At 34.2% G+C, this 13,071-nt stretch carries 21 protein-coding genes; 18 read left to right on the top strand and 3 right to left on the bottom strand.

Annotation, left to right across the window (positions count from 1 at the left end):
* Nucleotide 1: 1 nt before the first annotated feature.
* The 16 genes from rplE to HF196_RS05330 all read left to right on the top strand — a co-directional run bounded on the left by rplE (nt 2) and on the right by HF196_RS05330 (nt 10,554).
* The gene (gene rplE, locus HF196_RS05405) at nt 2–535 is read left to right on the top strand and encodes a 50S ribosomal protein L5 (protein ID WP_168456154.1); all 534 of its coding nucleotides are present in this window, start codon (nt 2–4) and stop codon (nt 533–535) included.
* A gap of 17 nt (nt 536–552) precedes the next feature.
* Complete coding sequence (rpsN, locus tag HF196_RS05400; protein WP_168456153.1) at nt 553–861, top strand: 30S ribosomal protein S14; 309 nt, start codon at nt 553–555, stop codon at nt 859–861.
* Between the two features lie 21 nt (nt 862–882).
* Nucleotides 883–1,278: a 30S ribosomal protein S8 gene (rpsH, locus tag HF196_RS05395; protein WP_168456152.1), complete on the top strand. Its 396-nt coding sequence runs from the start codon at nt 883–885 to the stop codon at nt 1,276–1,278.
* Between the two features lie 16 nt (nt 1,279–1,294).
* The gene (gene rplF, locus HF196_RS05390; RefSeq protein WP_168456151.1) at nt 1,295–1,840 is read left to right on the top strand and encodes a 50S ribosomal protein L6; all 546 of its coding nucleotides are present in this window, start codon (nt 1,295–1,297) and stop codon (nt 1,838–1,840) included.
* A gap of 5 nt (nt 1,841–1,845) precedes the next feature.
* Nucleotides 1,846–2,220 (top strand): 50S ribosomal protein L18, encoded by a 375-nt coding sequence (gene rplR / locus HF196_RS05385; RefSeq protein WP_168456150.1) that lies wholly within the window; start codon nt 1,846–1,848, stop codon nt 2,218–2,220.
* Nucleotides 2,221–2,232: 12 nt separating this feature from the next.
* On the top strand, nt 2,233–2,745 hold the full coding sequence (rpsE, locus tag HF196_RS05380; protein WP_168456149.1) for a 30S ribosomal protein S5: 513 nt from the start codon (nt 2,233–2,235) through the stop codon (nt 2,743–2,745).
* 3 nt (nt 2,746–2,748) lie between these two features.
* On the top strand, nt 2,749–3,219 hold the full coding sequence (gene rplO / locus HF196_RS05375; protein WP_168456148.1) for a 50S ribosomal protein L15: 471 nt from the start codon (nt 2,749–2,751) through the stop codon (nt 3,217–3,219).
* Between the two features lie 3 nt (nt 3,220–3,222).
* Complete coding sequence (gene secY / locus HF196_RS05370; RefSeq protein WP_168456309.1) at nt 3,223–4,551, top strand: preprotein translocase subunit SecY; 1,329 nt, start codon at nt 3,223–3,225, stop codon at nt 4,549–4,551.
* Nucleotides 4,548–5,198 carry an adenylate kinase family protein gene (locus HF196_RS05365; protein WP_168456147.1) on the top strand — a complete coding sequence of 217 codons (651 nt, stop codon included), beginning with the start codon at nt 4,548–4,550 and terminating at the stop codon, nt 5,196–5,198. Before secY ends, HF196_RS05365 begins: the two co-directional genes overlap by 4 nt.
* A 59-nt stretch (nt 5,199–5,257) precedes the next feature.
* Nucleotides 5,258–5,626: a 30S ribosomal protein S13 gene (gene rpsM, locus HF196_RS05360; RefSeq protein ID WP_168456146.1), complete on the top strand. Its 369-nt coding sequence runs from the start codon at nt 5,258–5,260 to the stop codon at nt 5,624–5,626.
* A 20-nt stretch (nt 5,627–5,646) separates the two neighbouring features.
* Nucleotides 5,647–6,033, top strand: a complete 387-nt coding sequence (gene rpsK / locus HF196_RS05355) for a 30S ribosomal protein S11 (protein WP_168456145.1) — start codon at nt 5,647–5,649, stop codon at nt 6,031–6,033.
* Between the two features lie 21 nt (nt 6,034–6,054).
* Nucleotides 6,055–7,119 carry a DNA-directed RNA polymerase subunit alpha gene (locus HF196_RS05350; RefSeq protein ID WP_168456144.1) on the top strand — a complete coding sequence of 355 codons (1,065 nt, stop codon included), beginning with the start codon at nt 6,055–6,057 and terminating at the stop codon, nt 7,117–7,119.
* A 7-nt stretch (nt 7,120–7,126) separates the two neighbouring features.
* Complete coding sequence (rplQ, locus tag HF196_RS05345) at nt 7,127–7,567, top strand: 50S ribosomal protein L17 (protein ID WP_168456143.1); 441 nt, start codon at nt 7,127–7,129, stop codon at nt 7,565–7,567.
* A gap of 17 nt (nt 7,568–7,584) precedes the next feature.
* Entirely contained in the window at nt 7,585–7,935 is a 351-nt protein-coding gene (locus HF196_RS05340) for a YraN family protein (RefSeq protein WP_168456142.1), read from the top strand.
* 114 nt (nt 7,936–8,049) lie between these two features.
* The gene (locus tag HF196_RS05335) at nt 8,050–9,066 is read left to right on the top strand and encodes a substrate-binding domain-containing protein (RefSeq protein WP_168456141.1); all 1,017 of its coding nucleotides are present in this window, start codon (nt 8,050–8,052) and stop codon (nt 9,064–9,066) included.
* 27 nt (nt 9,067–9,093) lie between these two features.
* Nucleotides 9,094–10,554 (top strand): TrkH family potassium uptake protein, encoded by a 1,461-nt coding sequence (locus HF196_RS05330; RefSeq protein WP_168456140.1) that lies wholly within the window; start codon nt 9,094–9,096, stop codon nt 10,552–10,554.
* A 329-nt stretch (nt 10,555–10,883) separates the two neighbouring features.
* On the opposite strand, the gene HF196_RS05325 is transcribed toward HF196_RS05330, so the two are convergent.
* Entirely contained in the window at nt 10,884–11,027 is a 144-nt protein-coding gene (locus tag HF196_RS05325; RefSeq protein ID WP_168456139.1) for a hypothetical protein, read from the bottom strand.
* A 46-nt stretch (nt 11,028–11,073) separates the two neighbouring features.
* Here HF196_RS05325 and HF196_RS05320 point away from each other — a divergent pair, with 46 nt between their 5' ends.
* Both HF196_RS05320 and HF196_RS05310 read left to right on the top strand, forming a co-directional pair.
* On the top strand, nt 11,074–11,343 hold the full coding sequence (locus HF196_RS05320; protein ID WP_168456138.1) for a hypothetical protein: 270 nt from the start codon (nt 11,074–11,076) through the stop codon (nt 11,341–11,343).
* An 87-nt stretch (nt 11,344–11,430) separates the two neighbouring features.
* The gene (locus HF196_RS05310) at nt 11,431–11,580 is read left to right on the top strand and encodes a hypothetical protein (protein ID WP_168456136.1); all 150 of its coding nucleotides are present in this window, start codon (nt 11,431–11,433) and stop codon (nt 11,578–11,580) included.
* Nucleotides 11,581–11,926: 346 nt separating this feature from the next.
* Here HF196_RS05310 and HF196_RS05305 read toward each other — a convergent pair whose 3' ends face one another.
* Nucleotides 11,927–12,598: an ankyrin repeat domain-containing protein gene (locus HF196_RS05305; RefSeq protein ID WP_168456135.1), complete on the bottom strand. Its 672-nt coding sequence runs from the start codon at nt 12,596–12,598 to the stop codon at nt 11,927–11,929.
* Nucleotides 12,592–12,828, bottom strand: a complete 237-nt coding sequence (locus HF196_RS05300) for a hypothetical protein (RefSeq protein WP_168456134.1) — start codon at nt 12,826–12,828, stop codon at nt 12,592–12,594. Before HF196_RS05300 ends, HF196_RS05305 begins: the two co-directional genes overlap by 7 nt.
* Nucleotides 12,829–13,071: the final 243 nt, after the last annotated feature.

Raw genomic sequence — 13,071 nt, 5'->3', positions numbered from 1 at the left:
TATGTTTAAAGAATTATACAAAGATAGCATAATAAAATCCTTGAAGGATAAGTTCAACTATAGCAACGTGATGCAAGTGCCTAAGCTTGTCAAGGTGTGTATTAATATGGGAATTGGAGATGCTGCCGCAGATAGTAAAGCAATAAATGAGCCATTTGATTGTCTACATTTAATTGCGGGGCAGAAGCCTGTGGTAACTTCTGCAAAAAAATCCATTTCTGGTTTCAAGATAAGGAAAGGTGCTACAGTAGGTTGCAAAGTAACTTTACGTAGGGATAGAATGTATGAGTTTTTAGAAAGATTGATATATGTTACTTTACCACAAGAAAAAGACTTTAGAGGGTTTAGCATAAAGCAATTTGATGGTAATGGTAATTTTTCCTTTGGTATAAAGGAGCATATCTCATTTTTAGAAGTAGATTATGATAAAATAAGCAAAATTAGAGGCATGGATATTAATATTATAACAAGTACGACTAGTGATGAAGAAGCAAAAGAGTTATTGCGAGCTTTTAGGTTTCCCTTTTTTGATTAGTTTGAGAGGATAGGTATATGGCAAAAAAATCGATGATACAAAGAAATCTTCGCCGGGTAAAGTTGTGCGATCAATATAGAGAGAAAAGAGAAAAATTAAAATCTATAATAAATAACAAGGATATACCTATTGCTGAAAGGTTTGCTGTTCAAAATAAACTAATTAAAGAGTTGCCAAGGGATTCTTCTAAGATTAGGATCAGGAATAGATGCGCTTTAACCGGTAGGCCAAGAGGAGTATATAGGAAATTTGGTTTGTGTAGAATTGTTTTGCGTGATTTATGTGCTTTCGGGAAGATCCCGGGGGTTACAAAATCCAGTTGGTAAATATAATATAAGGAGTATATTGTGGCGTTATCTGATGGTATTGGTGATTTTTTAACAAGGATACGTAATGCTCAATTAGCAATGCATAAAACAACGAGAGTTTTATTCTCTAAAGTGAATTCTTCTATACTGAAGATCTTGAAAGATGAAGGGTATATCCTTGATTATCAAAAAGAAGTTGTAGGTAATATACCATCTTTTGTTGTAAAATTAAAGTATTGTGAGAGGTTACCTGTTATTAGTGATATAGTTAGAGTATCAAAGCCGGGTTGTCGTTGTTATTCTAAATACAAGGACATTGCTAGAGCATATAATGGGCTTGGTATTTTTATTATATCTACGTCTAAAGGAGTGATGACGGACTACAATGCGCATAAGTTGAAAGTTGGCGGAGAAATTTTGTGTCGTGTATTTTAAGTAATAGGAGAAATTTATGTCTCGTGTAGGTGCTGCGCCTATCAATATTCCTGCTGGTGTTTCAGTTGAATATAATGATGGTAAGGTATTAATAAAAAGTGCTAAAGCAGAAAAAGAGCTTAGGCTAAACAGTGATGTTATGTGCCGTGTTGTTGATAATCAGGTGTTGCTTTCTGTTGATCAAGACAAAGATAATTATGATGAAATAAAGCCTATGTGGGGTACTTGTAGAAGTAATATTAACAATATTGTCAATGGTATAGTTAATGGTTTTACTGTTAATCTTGAGATTAATGGTGTAGGGTATAAAGCAGAGTGTGATGGTAAATATTTGACTTTATATCTTGGTTATAGCCATAATGTTAAGTATAAAGTGCCTAAGGATGTCGAAATTAGGTGTATAAAGCCGACTCACTTAGTAGTGAGTGGCATGGATAAGCAAAAAGTTTATATGATAGCATCTGATATATGCAAAGTTAGAAAATATGATCCTTATAAAGGTAAGGGTGTTATAATAAAAGGTAAATTTATGTTGCGTAAAGTTGTAAGTAAAAAGAAGTAATTAAGATGAAAAGGTTATATAATTTTTTGAGTAATTTTGAAAAAAGGAAGTTACGTAATAGAAGGAAGCTTAATAATGGTGACAAGAAGCGTTTACGTATATCCGTATTTAAATCTAATAGGCATTTTTACGTTCAATTAATTAATGATGAAAAGGGAGTAACTCTTGTTTCTGCTTCTACTTTGGATGCTAAAGTTAGAGATGTATGTAAAGGTAGAGTCAATGCTGAGACTGTAAGACGGGTTTCTTCTTTAATGGTTGAGCGTTTGTCTGATATGAAATTAGAGCAGGAATTGGTTTTTGACCGTGGGGCCTATAAGTACACAGGGTTGGTTTCTCAATTTGCTGAGGCCTTAAGAAGTTCTGGATTTAAGTTTTAAAAGGTTTTAAATATGGCTGCAAAGAATTTACAAAATAATAATGATTTATCAGAGCTTTTAGTTTCAGTACGGAGGGTAACAACGGTTACCAAGGGTGGTAGAAGGTTTTCATTTTCAATTTTGGTGGTTGTTGGAGACGAAAAGGGTAGAGTAGGATGCGGAATGGGCAAACACGCGGAAGTTGCTGAAGCGAGGATAAAAGCTGTAAATGCTGCAAAAAAATCGATGATTAGGGTGTACTTGCGTGAAGGTAGAACTTTGCATCATGACATTAAAGCTAAGTTTTGCTCTGGTGAAATAGTTTTAAGAGCAGCTAGAGTGGGAACAGGTATTATTGCTGGTGGAGCAATTAGGTCAGTTTTTGAAGTGTTAGGTATAAAAGATGTAGTAGCTAAGTCTACAAGATCGAACAATCCTCATAACGTTATATGTGCAGTGTTCAGAGCTTTTGGTAGTATGTTATCTCCTCGTCAAGTTGCGAGAAAAAGAGATAAAAAGATTGGAGAGATAGTTGGAAATAGGTAAAGTATGAATAGTACTATAAAGTTAAACTCTATATTTAATAAATTATCACAGAAAAAAAAGTCTAAGTTACTAGGTAGAGGTATTGGTTGTGGTAAAGGAAAAACATCTGGTAGGGGGCATAAGGGGCAGAAAGCTAGGAGCGGTGTTTCCATCAATGGATTCGAGGGTGGGCAGCAATCTATATATACTCGTTTACCTAAGAGAGGTTTTAACCTTATACGTAGGAATATATACCCAATAATTAATGTTGCTGATATACAGCACTTAATAGAAACTAAAAAGATAGTAAAAGGCTCTGTTATAGATAAGGAGATGCTATGTAAATTAGGCTGTATAAAGTCTGTCAAGGATAAAGTCAAGCTTCTTAATAAAGGTAAGCTGAACGAGAAATGTGTATTTCGTATTGACTTTGCGTCGGAAGCTGCAAGAAAATCTGTAGCTTCAGTTGGCGGTAGTGTGGAAATACTATCATAAATGATGAGCAGCAAGTCCGCGTTTAATAGTTTGGATCCTGCATTGTTATATAAAGGTGATTTATTAAAGCGTATATTTTTTACGCTGATCGCTTTAATTTGTTATCGTTTGGGTACTTATGTGCCTATTCCTGGAATTAATCTTGATATAATTAATGATATATTTCCTAAAGAGGGTTCAGGTGTTTTTGGAGTATTTAATCTATTTTCTGGCGGTGCATTAGCTAGAATGACAATCTTAGCGCTCAGTGTTATGCCATACATAGTTGCATCTATAGTTATGCAGTTATTATCTTCTGCTATCAAAGGAATTAATGAAGTCAAAAATGATGGGGAATTGGGACGTAGAAAGATGAATTCTTACATACGTTATATGACTGTGGTATTTTGTGTGTTTCAATCGATTACTATTTTAGTTGGATTAGAAAGAATGAATAGGGAAGGAGCGTTAGTTGTAATTGAACCTGGTCTTATGTTTCGTACAGTAGGAGTCTTTAGCCTTTTAGGTGGGACGATGTTTTTGATATGGCTTGGTGAACAGATCAGCACTAGTGGTGTAGGTAATGGTATCTCGTTAATCATTTTTACGGGCATAATATCAGAACTACATAGTGCTTTTTCATCCCTGTTAACGTTGAGTAAAAATGGTAGCATATCGTTATTTATTATCTTTTTTATTTTGATAGCGTTTTTCTTATTGTTGCTTTTGGTTATTTTTATAGAGTCTTCTTATAGAAAAGTCGTTGTTCAATATCCTAAAAGGCAATTTAAAAAATTACACAATGACGATTTTACTTATATTCCATTAAAAATTAATCTATCTGGTGTAATACCAACTATTTTTGCCAATGCAATTTTATTGACACCTATTTCAATTGCAACTTTCTATAAAGGGCATGCTTTTTCTAATTTCATTTTAGATTACTTTATAGCAAATAAGGTGATTTATATTTTAGCTTATTTAGCGCTTATAATATTTTTCAACTTCTTCTATACCAATTTTATATTTAATCCAGAAGAAAATGCTAATTTTCTTAAAAGAAATAGTGGTTTTATACCTGGTAGAAGACCTGGAAAACATACCTCTGATTACCTTCAATATATAGTTTTTAAGTTAACGTTTATTGGCTCTGCATATTTGGTAGTTATATGTGCTGTGCCTGAAATTATAAGGTATTATTATGGTATATCTTTTATTTTTGGTGGAACGAGCTTATTGATTATAGTTAATGTTGTTACTGATACTATTGTGCAAATACAATCCTATGTCTTTTCAAATAGATATGATAGTTGGATAAGGAAATATGAGTCTAAAACAAGGAAATTAAGATGATTATTACAATTTTTGGTCCTCCTGGTTCAGGTAAAGGTACTCAGTCAATCCTGTTAATAGCAAAGTATAACTTACAGTTAATTTCAATAGGGGATTTACTGAGAAATATTATATCTAGTGGTAGTGAGCTGGGTAAAAAGATAAAGAATACTGTAGAATCTGGTAATTTGATTCAAGATGAAGTCATATGTGAACTATTACGCAGCCAGCTTGCATGCGTGGATGATAACTTTTTGTTGGATGGTTTTCCAAGAAATCTAAACCAAGCTCATTTTTTAACTCAAGTTTTGAGGGAAAGATATAACAAAGATGTGGATATTGTAATTGAATTGCAGCTTGACGGTGAGGTGGCGATTAAAAGGTTAAAGGATCGTCTTGTGTGCTTGGACTGCAAGAGTGTATACAGTGCATCTTCTTTCAAGAGTGGTAATAATTTTGTTTGTACAAAATGTAAAAGTACTAGGTTGGAGAGGAGGGTTGATGACTCTGACTTATCTGCGATTAATAAAAGAATGAGCGAGTATCACATTCAAATAAAAGATTTGCGTGAATATTATAAAGACAAGTTATTAACGATTAATGCTAATCTTAGTGTTGTTCAGGTAAAGCAAGAGATTGAGAACAAAATTTCTTGCAATTTAGTTTGACTCTGGATTATTTTATGGTATAAATTAAGAGTTATTATTAATAAAGTATCGGAGTATTAGTGGCGCGTATTGCAGGTGTAAATGTTCCAGTAAAGAAATGTGTTCCTTTTGCATTAACCTATATATATGGTATAGGTATTGCTACTGCAAACGCAATTTGCCATGCTTGTAAAATTGATAGGAATAAGCGTGTTTCGGAATTACAAGATGAAGACATAGAAAAAATCAGCAACTTCATTAGGCGAAGTTATACTATAGAGGGTGAGCTTAGAAAAGAAGTAGCTATGAATATAAAGTCTTTGGTAGAAATGGGGTGTTATAGAGGAATAAGACACAGAAAAGGTTTGCCTGTAAGAGGGCAAAGAACTCATACCAATGCTAAAACTCGTAAGGGTAGGTCTCGTTTACCTATTGCCGGAAAGAAATAAAATTTATTGTTATTAAGTTTATGAAAAAGGTCAGAACAGTTGGTAAAAGTGCGAAAAAGTTTGTTACTGGGGTTGTGCATATTCGTGCAACTTTTAATAATACTTTTATAAATGTAACTGATGTTCAAGGTAACACTCTGTACCAAACTTCTGTTGGGGCGCATGGTTTCTCAGGTTCAAGAAAATCTACACCTTATGCTGCAGGTAAGGCTTCAGAATCTGCTGCAAAGGTTGCAGTAGAGAGGTTTGGTATGAAAGTTGTTTCTGTTATAATACGTGGTCCTGGTTTTGGGGCTGAAGCTGCAGTGAAAGCGCTTCAGAACTGCGGGTTAACGGTAACCTCAATTGCAGATAAAACTGCGATTCCTCATAATGGATGTAGGTTGAGAAAAAAAAGAAGAGTATAAAATATTTGAAAAGGTTGTTTTATGTACCATAATGACAGTGTTGCTGTTTTTGGCGGTTTAGACAAATTGACTAGGCCTAGTTCAATTAAAGTATTGCCAGGTAATTCGAGTGAAAAAGGTGATATAGTACTAGAACCATTGGAGAGTGGTTTTGCCTTAACACTTGGTAATGCATTAAGGCGTGTGATGTTATCTTCTCTTGTAGGTAGTGCTGTTTATGGCATAAAAATTGAAGGCGTAACTCATGAATTTACTTCAATTCAGGGAGTACGGGAGGATGTAACTGATATAGTATTGAATATTAGTATGCTGAGATGTAAATTAAATGGTACTGCTAATAAATGCTTAAGTTTGAATGCTAAAGGGCCTTGTCAGGTATTGGCTGGAATGATAGAAACTGATGATCAGTGTTCTATTGTTAATAAAGATCTGCTAATATGCACACTTGGGCAGAATGTAGAGCTCAATATGACTATATATGTGGCTAGTGGAAAGGGCTACCTTCCTGTTACTAAATATAAAGAAAACGAGCTTTTAAAGCTTATTAGCGAACAGGATCTAAAGGGTTTCATTCCAGTTAATGCTTTGTATAGCCCTGTCAGCAGGGTTTCGTGTAAAGTGGAGAATAGTCGTGTTGGTCAAGTTACTGATAAGGATAAGTTGATATTGTCGATTGAGACTGATGGTACAATTTCTCCAAGTCAAGCTGTTGATTCTGCTGCAAGGATATTACAAGAGCAATGTCAGCCTTTTATATGTTCTGATGTAGGTTATAAAAAATCACAGGCTTCTTCTAGTGGTTATAAGGATTTGGGTTATGATCCTATCTTATTGCGTAAGGTAGATGAAATGGAGTTGTCTGTTAGGTCACACAACTGCTTGAAGAATGAAAATATTACCTATATAGGTGACCTTGTGCAGAGAACAGAGAGTGAAATGTTAAGAACTGCTAATTTTGGTAGAAAGTCCTTGAATGAGATTAAAGCAGTTTTAAGTAATTTTGGTTTGTCTTTAGGTATGGATGTTCCAAATTGGCCACCTAAGGATATAGATGAATTGGCTAGACAACATACTGATGAAGATTAGGTAATATATGAAACATGGAATAAAAAAGCGTAAGCTATCTCGTTGCACTGAGCATAGGTTGTCGATGTTGAAGAACCTATCTATTTCATTAATTAACCATGAGCAGATTATAACTACCCTAGCAAAAGCTAAGGAGCTTCGTCCGTATATGGAAAAATTTATTACAATCGCTAAGAATAAGAATACTTTACACGGTAGAAGACTTTTGCTTTCACGCCTTCATAATAATAAGGTAGCAGTTGATAAATTACTAAACGTTTTAGCTAGTCGTTATCAAGATCGTAAAGGTGGGTATTCTAGGATAATAAAGTTTAATACTCGAAAGGGTGATTGTGCTTTAATGGCAGTAATAGAGCTAGTTGATAGAGACACTGCAACAAAGGGTAAGATTGGCAGTAAAAATAAAGAAAAAGGTAGAGAGGAGAATAAAGTAGTTACAAAAAGTTAATTATAGTTCTCTTTTTTATGACAGGTAAGTTACGCTATTTTATAGGTTATCTTGGTGAGCTGTTAGTTTTAATATATTTAAAACTAAATTGGTATGATATTGTAAGGCACCGTTATCGTTGTAAGTTCGGTGAAGTTGACTTAATTGTATCTAAAGAAAAAAAACTGTTTTTTATAGAAGTTAAAACAAGTCTGCTTGAAAAGGAAATGCCAATATCTTATCTTCAGTGTCGGTCTATTGTGAATACCTCTAAGTACTTTCTAAGTAGGAACCTTAATTTTTTAGATTATTCAGTCAGGTATGATTTATGTTTTCTTTCCCTAAAAAAGGGACCTACTTACATAAAGAATGCTTGGATTGAAGAGTGACGGGCAAGACAATGTAAATTTACCGCAGTCGATTTATGATTTAAAGAGAATTAGGACTTTTCAGTTTGATTTTTTGTTAATAAAATTGTAGGCTTATGTTCTTAACTAAAAACGATGCTTAAAGACTTTTTCTTGATTTTTATATTTGCGGTATCCATACCGCTATCAAAAGCTGATGCAAGGAAATATATCAGAATTGTTGGATCTTCGACCGTTTTTCCCTTTATCTCATATATAGCTGAAGACTTCAATCGTGTATTCTCCTTGAAGACTCCAGTTGTGGAATCGATAGGGAGTGGGGCAGGGTTCAAAATGTTTTGTGCAGGAATAGGGGAGAATACCCCAGATATCACTACTTCATCTCGTCCTATAAAAGATGTGGAGAGGGAACTATGTAAGAGGAATGGAGTAAATGAGGTAGTAGAAATCATTCTTGGATATGATGGAGTTGTAATCGCAAATTCGAATCAAAGTTATAAATTTGATTTTACAAAAAAGGATTTGTTTGAAACTTTATCTGCGTATTCCCAAGAGAATGGTAAACTAGTAAAAAATAATAAGAAATTTTGGTCTGATATAAACCAGGCCTTGCCAAAAATGGAAATTGAAATTTATGGTCCCCATCAAGATATGGGTACATACGACGCTTTAGTTAATTTTGTTATGCTTGATCAATATTCATGCATGCATTCAAGAATTTTCAGAGAAACTTATAACGATTTGGAGGAAAGAAAGAGGGCATGCAGCAATATCAGAGAGGATGGAAGGTACATAAAAGTTGGAAATAATGAAAACATAATAATACAAAAATTAAAAAGTAACAAGAATGCCTTAGGGATATTTAGTTTTAGCTTTTTAATGAGAAATCAAGATAAAATACAAGGAAGCACAATTGCAGGGATTGAGCCGACTTATGAAAATATATCATCGAGAAAATATATATTAGCAAGGCCTCTATATCTTTACATAAAGAAAGAGCACTTAAATACTGTTGATGGGTTAAGAGAATTTATTAGAGAAGTTATAGATTCAATCAGTGCTGAGGATGGGTACCTATCTAGGCGCGGTCTGATTCCACTTTCAAATGAGGATATAAAGAAAATCTCAGCAAGAGTTCACGATATAGTGTAATATTCTTTTATTTTAGAAAGTAGCTCTATGGAAAGTCATCAACATTTGCAGACTTTACGCTCAATTGTATTTATTGTTGGAGTATTCCTGTTGTTGTTTAGCTTAACAATGATTATTCCTGCTATTACTAATAAGTATTTGGGCTACGAATGGGAAAATTTTCTAACTGGGTTTATGGTTACTTGTGTATCTGGTGCAACTTTTGTTTTATTGGGTAAGTTGAGCAGATTGTATAGAATGCCAGCAATTTTTACGGTTACCAGTTGTACCTGGATTGTTTTATCCCTGTTTGCAGCTATTCCATTCTATTTCAGTAGTCTAAGCTATGTTGACGCATTATTTGAAACGATATCTGGCCTTACAACAACAGGAGCAACTGTGTTTGATGATGTTGAAAAGCTATCTCCAGGAATGCTACTGTGGAGAGCAATTCTGCATGGTATAGGTGGCTTTGGTATAATCACTATAGGAATTGCAATTTTTCCCATGCTCAAGATTCTGAGCTTAAATAATTTGCTTTATTCTGAATATTCAGATGCTACAAAAAGAAGGTTACCAAACACGCGAAGTGTAGTTGTTCATGTTACGGTAATATATTATAGCCTAATTTTATTATGCATATTTTCCTATTATCTGGCTGGTATGCCGTTGTTTGACGCTATATGTCATGGAATGTCCGCTGTATCAACTGGTGGATTTGCTAATTACAACGATTCCATAGGGCACTATAATAATCCCTTGCTTGAAGCCATAACAATCATCTTTATGATCTTGGGTTCTCTGCCTTTTCTTAGCTATTTCAAAATTATAAGACGGCTGGACATTTGCCATGATGAACAGGTCTCTTACTTTGTCAAGATAGTTATTATCGCATCTTTGGTTGCTTGTTTTTGGTTATACAAGAATATTAATTTAGGAATATCATTATCATTTAGGTACGGCACATTTACTATTACTTCTTTTATCACATCAACTGGCTATGTGATATGCAATTACGTAGATTGGAGCTTTATTTCGGTTTTAGCTTTTTTTCTAACCTTTGTTGGTGGATGTAGTGGTTCTGCGAGCGGTGGAATCAAAATCTTCCGTCTGATCGTTTTTCTAAGGGCTATAGTAAGTCGCTTTCACCTTTTATTAAGCTCTGATGCAGATAATAAAGTGAGATTTAACGGTAAAACCTTGGCAAATGATGAAGTTCGCTCTGTGTTTACGTTTTTTGCAATTTATATATTAACGTTTGCTGTATCATCGGTAGTGATGTCTTACTTAAGTAATACAGACTTTATAACTAGCATTAGCTCAGTTTCTGCGACGCTTACAAATTCTGGTCCAGGATTTAGTAACTTAATCGGACCTTCGGGCAATTATTCCTCCTTTAGTAATGGAGTAAAACTATTTCTGTCGTTTTTAATGCTGCTTGGCAGGCTTGAAATATTACCAATCTATTTTTGTATCGGTAACTTGTTATTACTTAGTAAGAAGAAATAGTCAGTTTTAGTGAATGTACTGGCAATGGTGTCAACTTAAGAGCCTCCCTTAGCAAACTCTTCTAAAGAGATGATGACGTTTGGGTTTATCTACCTTATTACAGCTATAGGGAACAACACAATCACTGACGTTTTTCCTTAGGTTGACGCCATTGGCTGAACGTATACGATTCTTTAATATCCATTCATTCAACTCCAGCACACCATTTTTATAGTATACATTATTTTCGATTTTGCGTAAAAATGAAAATAAAGCTTTGTCTATTTGTGTAGATGAGCATAAGAACCTCTTATTTTCGATTTTGCGTAAAAGTGAAAATAAGGCTTATCTTAATGGTGATAGACTTCTTGCATTATGGTCACGAACATTACAATTAGCAAGTAATTTGCGTAACAGACGGTGTCATCCGAGTAGCAGACACTGGGATCCACTTTATTTTCACTGAATTCCAGCGTCACGCGCTGGAATGACACCCTTCTATGAACATAAGAAATCCCTTATTTTCGATTCTGTATAAAAATGAAAATAAGACTTACCTTATTTGCGTGGATGAACATAAGAGACCTCTTATTTTCGATTTTGCGTAAAAATGAAAATAAGGCTTTGTCTATTTGTGTAGATGAGCATAAGAACCTCTTATTTTCGATTCTATATAAAAATGAAAATAAAGCTTTGTCTATTTGTGTAGATGAGCATAAGAACCTCTTATTTTCGATTTTGCGTAAAAGTGAAAATAAGGCTTATCTTAATGGTAATAGGCTTCTTGTATCAATGATGTCACCCGAGTAGCCTAATAATGTCATCCGAGTAGCAGACACTGGGATCCATTCTTTTTTTACTGGATTCCAGCGTCGCGCGCTGGAATGACACCCTTCTATGAACATAAGAAATCCCTTATTTTCGATTCTGTATAAAAATGAAAATAAGGCTTATCTATTTGCGTGGATAAATATAAGAGACCTCTTATTTTCGATTTTGTGTAAAAGTGAAAATAAGGCTGGATTCCAGCGTCACGCGCTGGAATGACACCACTTTTGCTTCAATATGTCTCTGAATGGATACAAATTTACCAAATGAAAAAAAGGCAAAAAAACCCTATACTAGCACGTAAAGTTTGCTGTCTAATGTTAAAAACCATAGGCGCCTTTTGGTTTTTTTATGTGCATTAACGCTTAAGCCTATACAAAGCTTAAGCTAATAGTGCTGGACATAATGTCCTCCTGTAAAAAAAGAATTCAGAAAAAGTGCAGGAATGTATGCGCACCTACAAACCCTTTGCTAGAATAGATACACTTTTTACTGAATTTAGTTATTTAATGAAAAGCCTGCAGACAAAGATAAATTTTCAAGAGAGTTGGTCCTTCTGGTAGATTCAAATCAAATATTCGTGCAGCCATAAGTCTGAACCATGAATGCCTACTTCTTTCAATTCAGTGGTAGGTTTTAATATTCTGTACATAATGCCGCTGGCTATCAGCGCGGATGTTACAGAAGTTGCAATTATTGATAGACAAAACGATCCCGAAGCAATACTGAGGATAGAGCCTATTATTGATGTGGCCACTAGGCTTATGTAGGTAATTTTTGATACCAGTGGTTTTTTTTCTACTTTTTCTGCTTTTTCTATTTTTTCCACTTTTTCTAGTGATACTGTACTTGTTTGAGAGTGCTGACTTTTTATTTTTTCTGATATATCCTTGCTTAAGTCTTTTTTACTCTTAATTTTTTCTTCCAAAAGTTTGATTATCTTGTCGTTATTAGCGCACCTAGCAAAAAACAAGGGATCTAATCCGTCTTTATCTTGTGCTTCAAGATTTGCTCCACTTTCTGCTAGGCACTTTACTCCTTTTACACAACCAGACATAGCAGCGGAATGTAAAGGAGTACATCCGTTTTTATCTCGTGCTTCAAGATCTGCTCCATTCTCTAATAAATATTTTATTGCCTTTACACTGTTACGGGCAGCAACAACATGCAAAGGAGTAAATCCATCTTGATCGGTTATTTCTACACCTATTCCACTTTTTATTAGGTGCTTTACCACACTAAAATATTGTGTGCAGAAACTTTACGTAGAGAAGTAAAAAATGTGTCTTTATCTTGTACTTTAGCACCTACTCTATTTTTCGTCGAGCACTTCACTGCCTTTGCATAGCCGTGTTTAACAGCAATGTATAGAGGAGCAAGTCCTTTTTTATATTTATTTGTATAATAATTTGTTGTAGCGTTATTGCTACTTTTATTCCATGCCTGTGCTTTCAGTCTTACTACCATTGATTTCTTTTAATTTTACTACTGTATAGTTTCATAGAGAGGTTAATTTTATTAAAATTCTATATTTGACATGAAAATCAATTATAAATCCTCCAAGATATTAGAGATATAAGTTGGACTACTTGGGTGGCATCTTTCTTCTTGGTACAAATCGACTTGTATCTCAATGTTCATATAGACTTGTGACTGATGTTGGAATAATAGAGGCTACCAGGTCTGTAGTTTACATTTAAATTTTATTTT

It is taken from the genome of Wolbachia endosymbiont of Ctenocephalides felis wCfeJ (assembly GCF_012277315.1).
Classification (GTDB): Bacteria; Pseudomonadota; Alphaproteobacteria; order Rickettsiales; family Anaplasmataceae; genus Wolbachia.
The sequence above is the reverse complement of the archived record's forward strand: the minus strand, read 5'-3'. Positions and strand labels throughout refer to the sequence as shown.

Coding starts and splice junctions, on each gene's coding strand:
- secY (WP_168456309.1), top strand. CDS start 3,223: ATGAGCAGCAAGTCCGCGTTTAATAGTTTGGATCCTGCATTGTTATAT.
- rplO (WP_168456148.1), top strand. CDS start 2,749: ATGAATAGTACTATAAAGTTAAACTCTATATTTAATAAATTATCACAG.
- HF196_RS05365 (WP_168456147.1), top strand. CDS start 4,548: ATGATTATTACAATTTTTGGTCCTCCTGGTTCAGGTAAAGGTACTCAG.
- rpsK (WP_168456145.1), top strand. CDS start 5,647: ATGAAAAAGGTCAGAACAGTTGGTAAAAGTGCGAAAAAGTTTGTTACT.
- rplE (WP_168456154.1), top strand. CDS start 2: ATGTTTAAAGAATTATACAAAGATAGCATAATAAAATCCTTGAAGGAT.
- rpsE (WP_168456149.1), top strand. CDS start 2,233: ATGGCTGCAAAGAATTTACAAAATAATAATGATTTATCAGAGCTTTTA.
- rplF (WP_168456151.1), top strand. CDS start 1,295: ATGTCTCGTGTAGGTGCTGCGCCTATCAATATTCCTGCTGGTGTTTCA.
- HF196_RS05300 (WP_168456134.1), bottom strand. CDS start 12,828: ATGGTAGTAAGACTGAAAGCACAGGCATGGAATAAAAGTAGCAATAAC.
- HF196_RS05310 (WP_168456136.1), top strand. CDS start 11,431: ATGAACATAAGAAATCCCTTATTTTCGATTCTGTATAAAAATGAAAAT.
- HF196_RS05320 (WP_168456138.1), top strand. CDS start 11,074: ATGAAAATAAGACTTACCTTATTTGCGTGGATGAACATAAGAGACCTC.
- rpsN (WP_168456153.1), top strand. CDS start 553: ATGGCAAAAAAATCGATGATACAAAGAAATCTTCGCCGGGTAAAGTTG.
- HF196_RS05350 (WP_168456144.1), top strand. CDS start 6,055: ATGTACCATAATGACAGTGTTGCTGTTTTTGGCGGTTTAGACAAATTG.
- rplR (WP_168456150.1), top strand. CDS start 1,846: ATGAAAAGGTTATATAATTTTTTGAGTAATTTTGAAAAAAGGAAGTTA.
- rplQ (WP_168456143.1), top strand. CDS start 7,127: ATGAAACATGGAATAAAAAAGCGTAAGCTATCTCGTTGCACTGAGCAT.
- HF196_RS05340 (WP_168456142.1), top strand. CDS start 7,585: ATGACAGGTAAGTTACGCTATTTTATAGGTTATCTTGGTGAGCTGTTA.
- HF196_RS05330 (WP_168456140.1), top strand. CDS start 9,094: ATGGAAAGTCATCAACATTTGCAGACTTTACGCTCAATTGTATTTATT.
- HF196_RS05335 (WP_168456141.1), top strand. CDS start 8,050: ATGCTTAAAGACTTTTTCTTGATTTTTATATTTGCGGTATCCATACCG.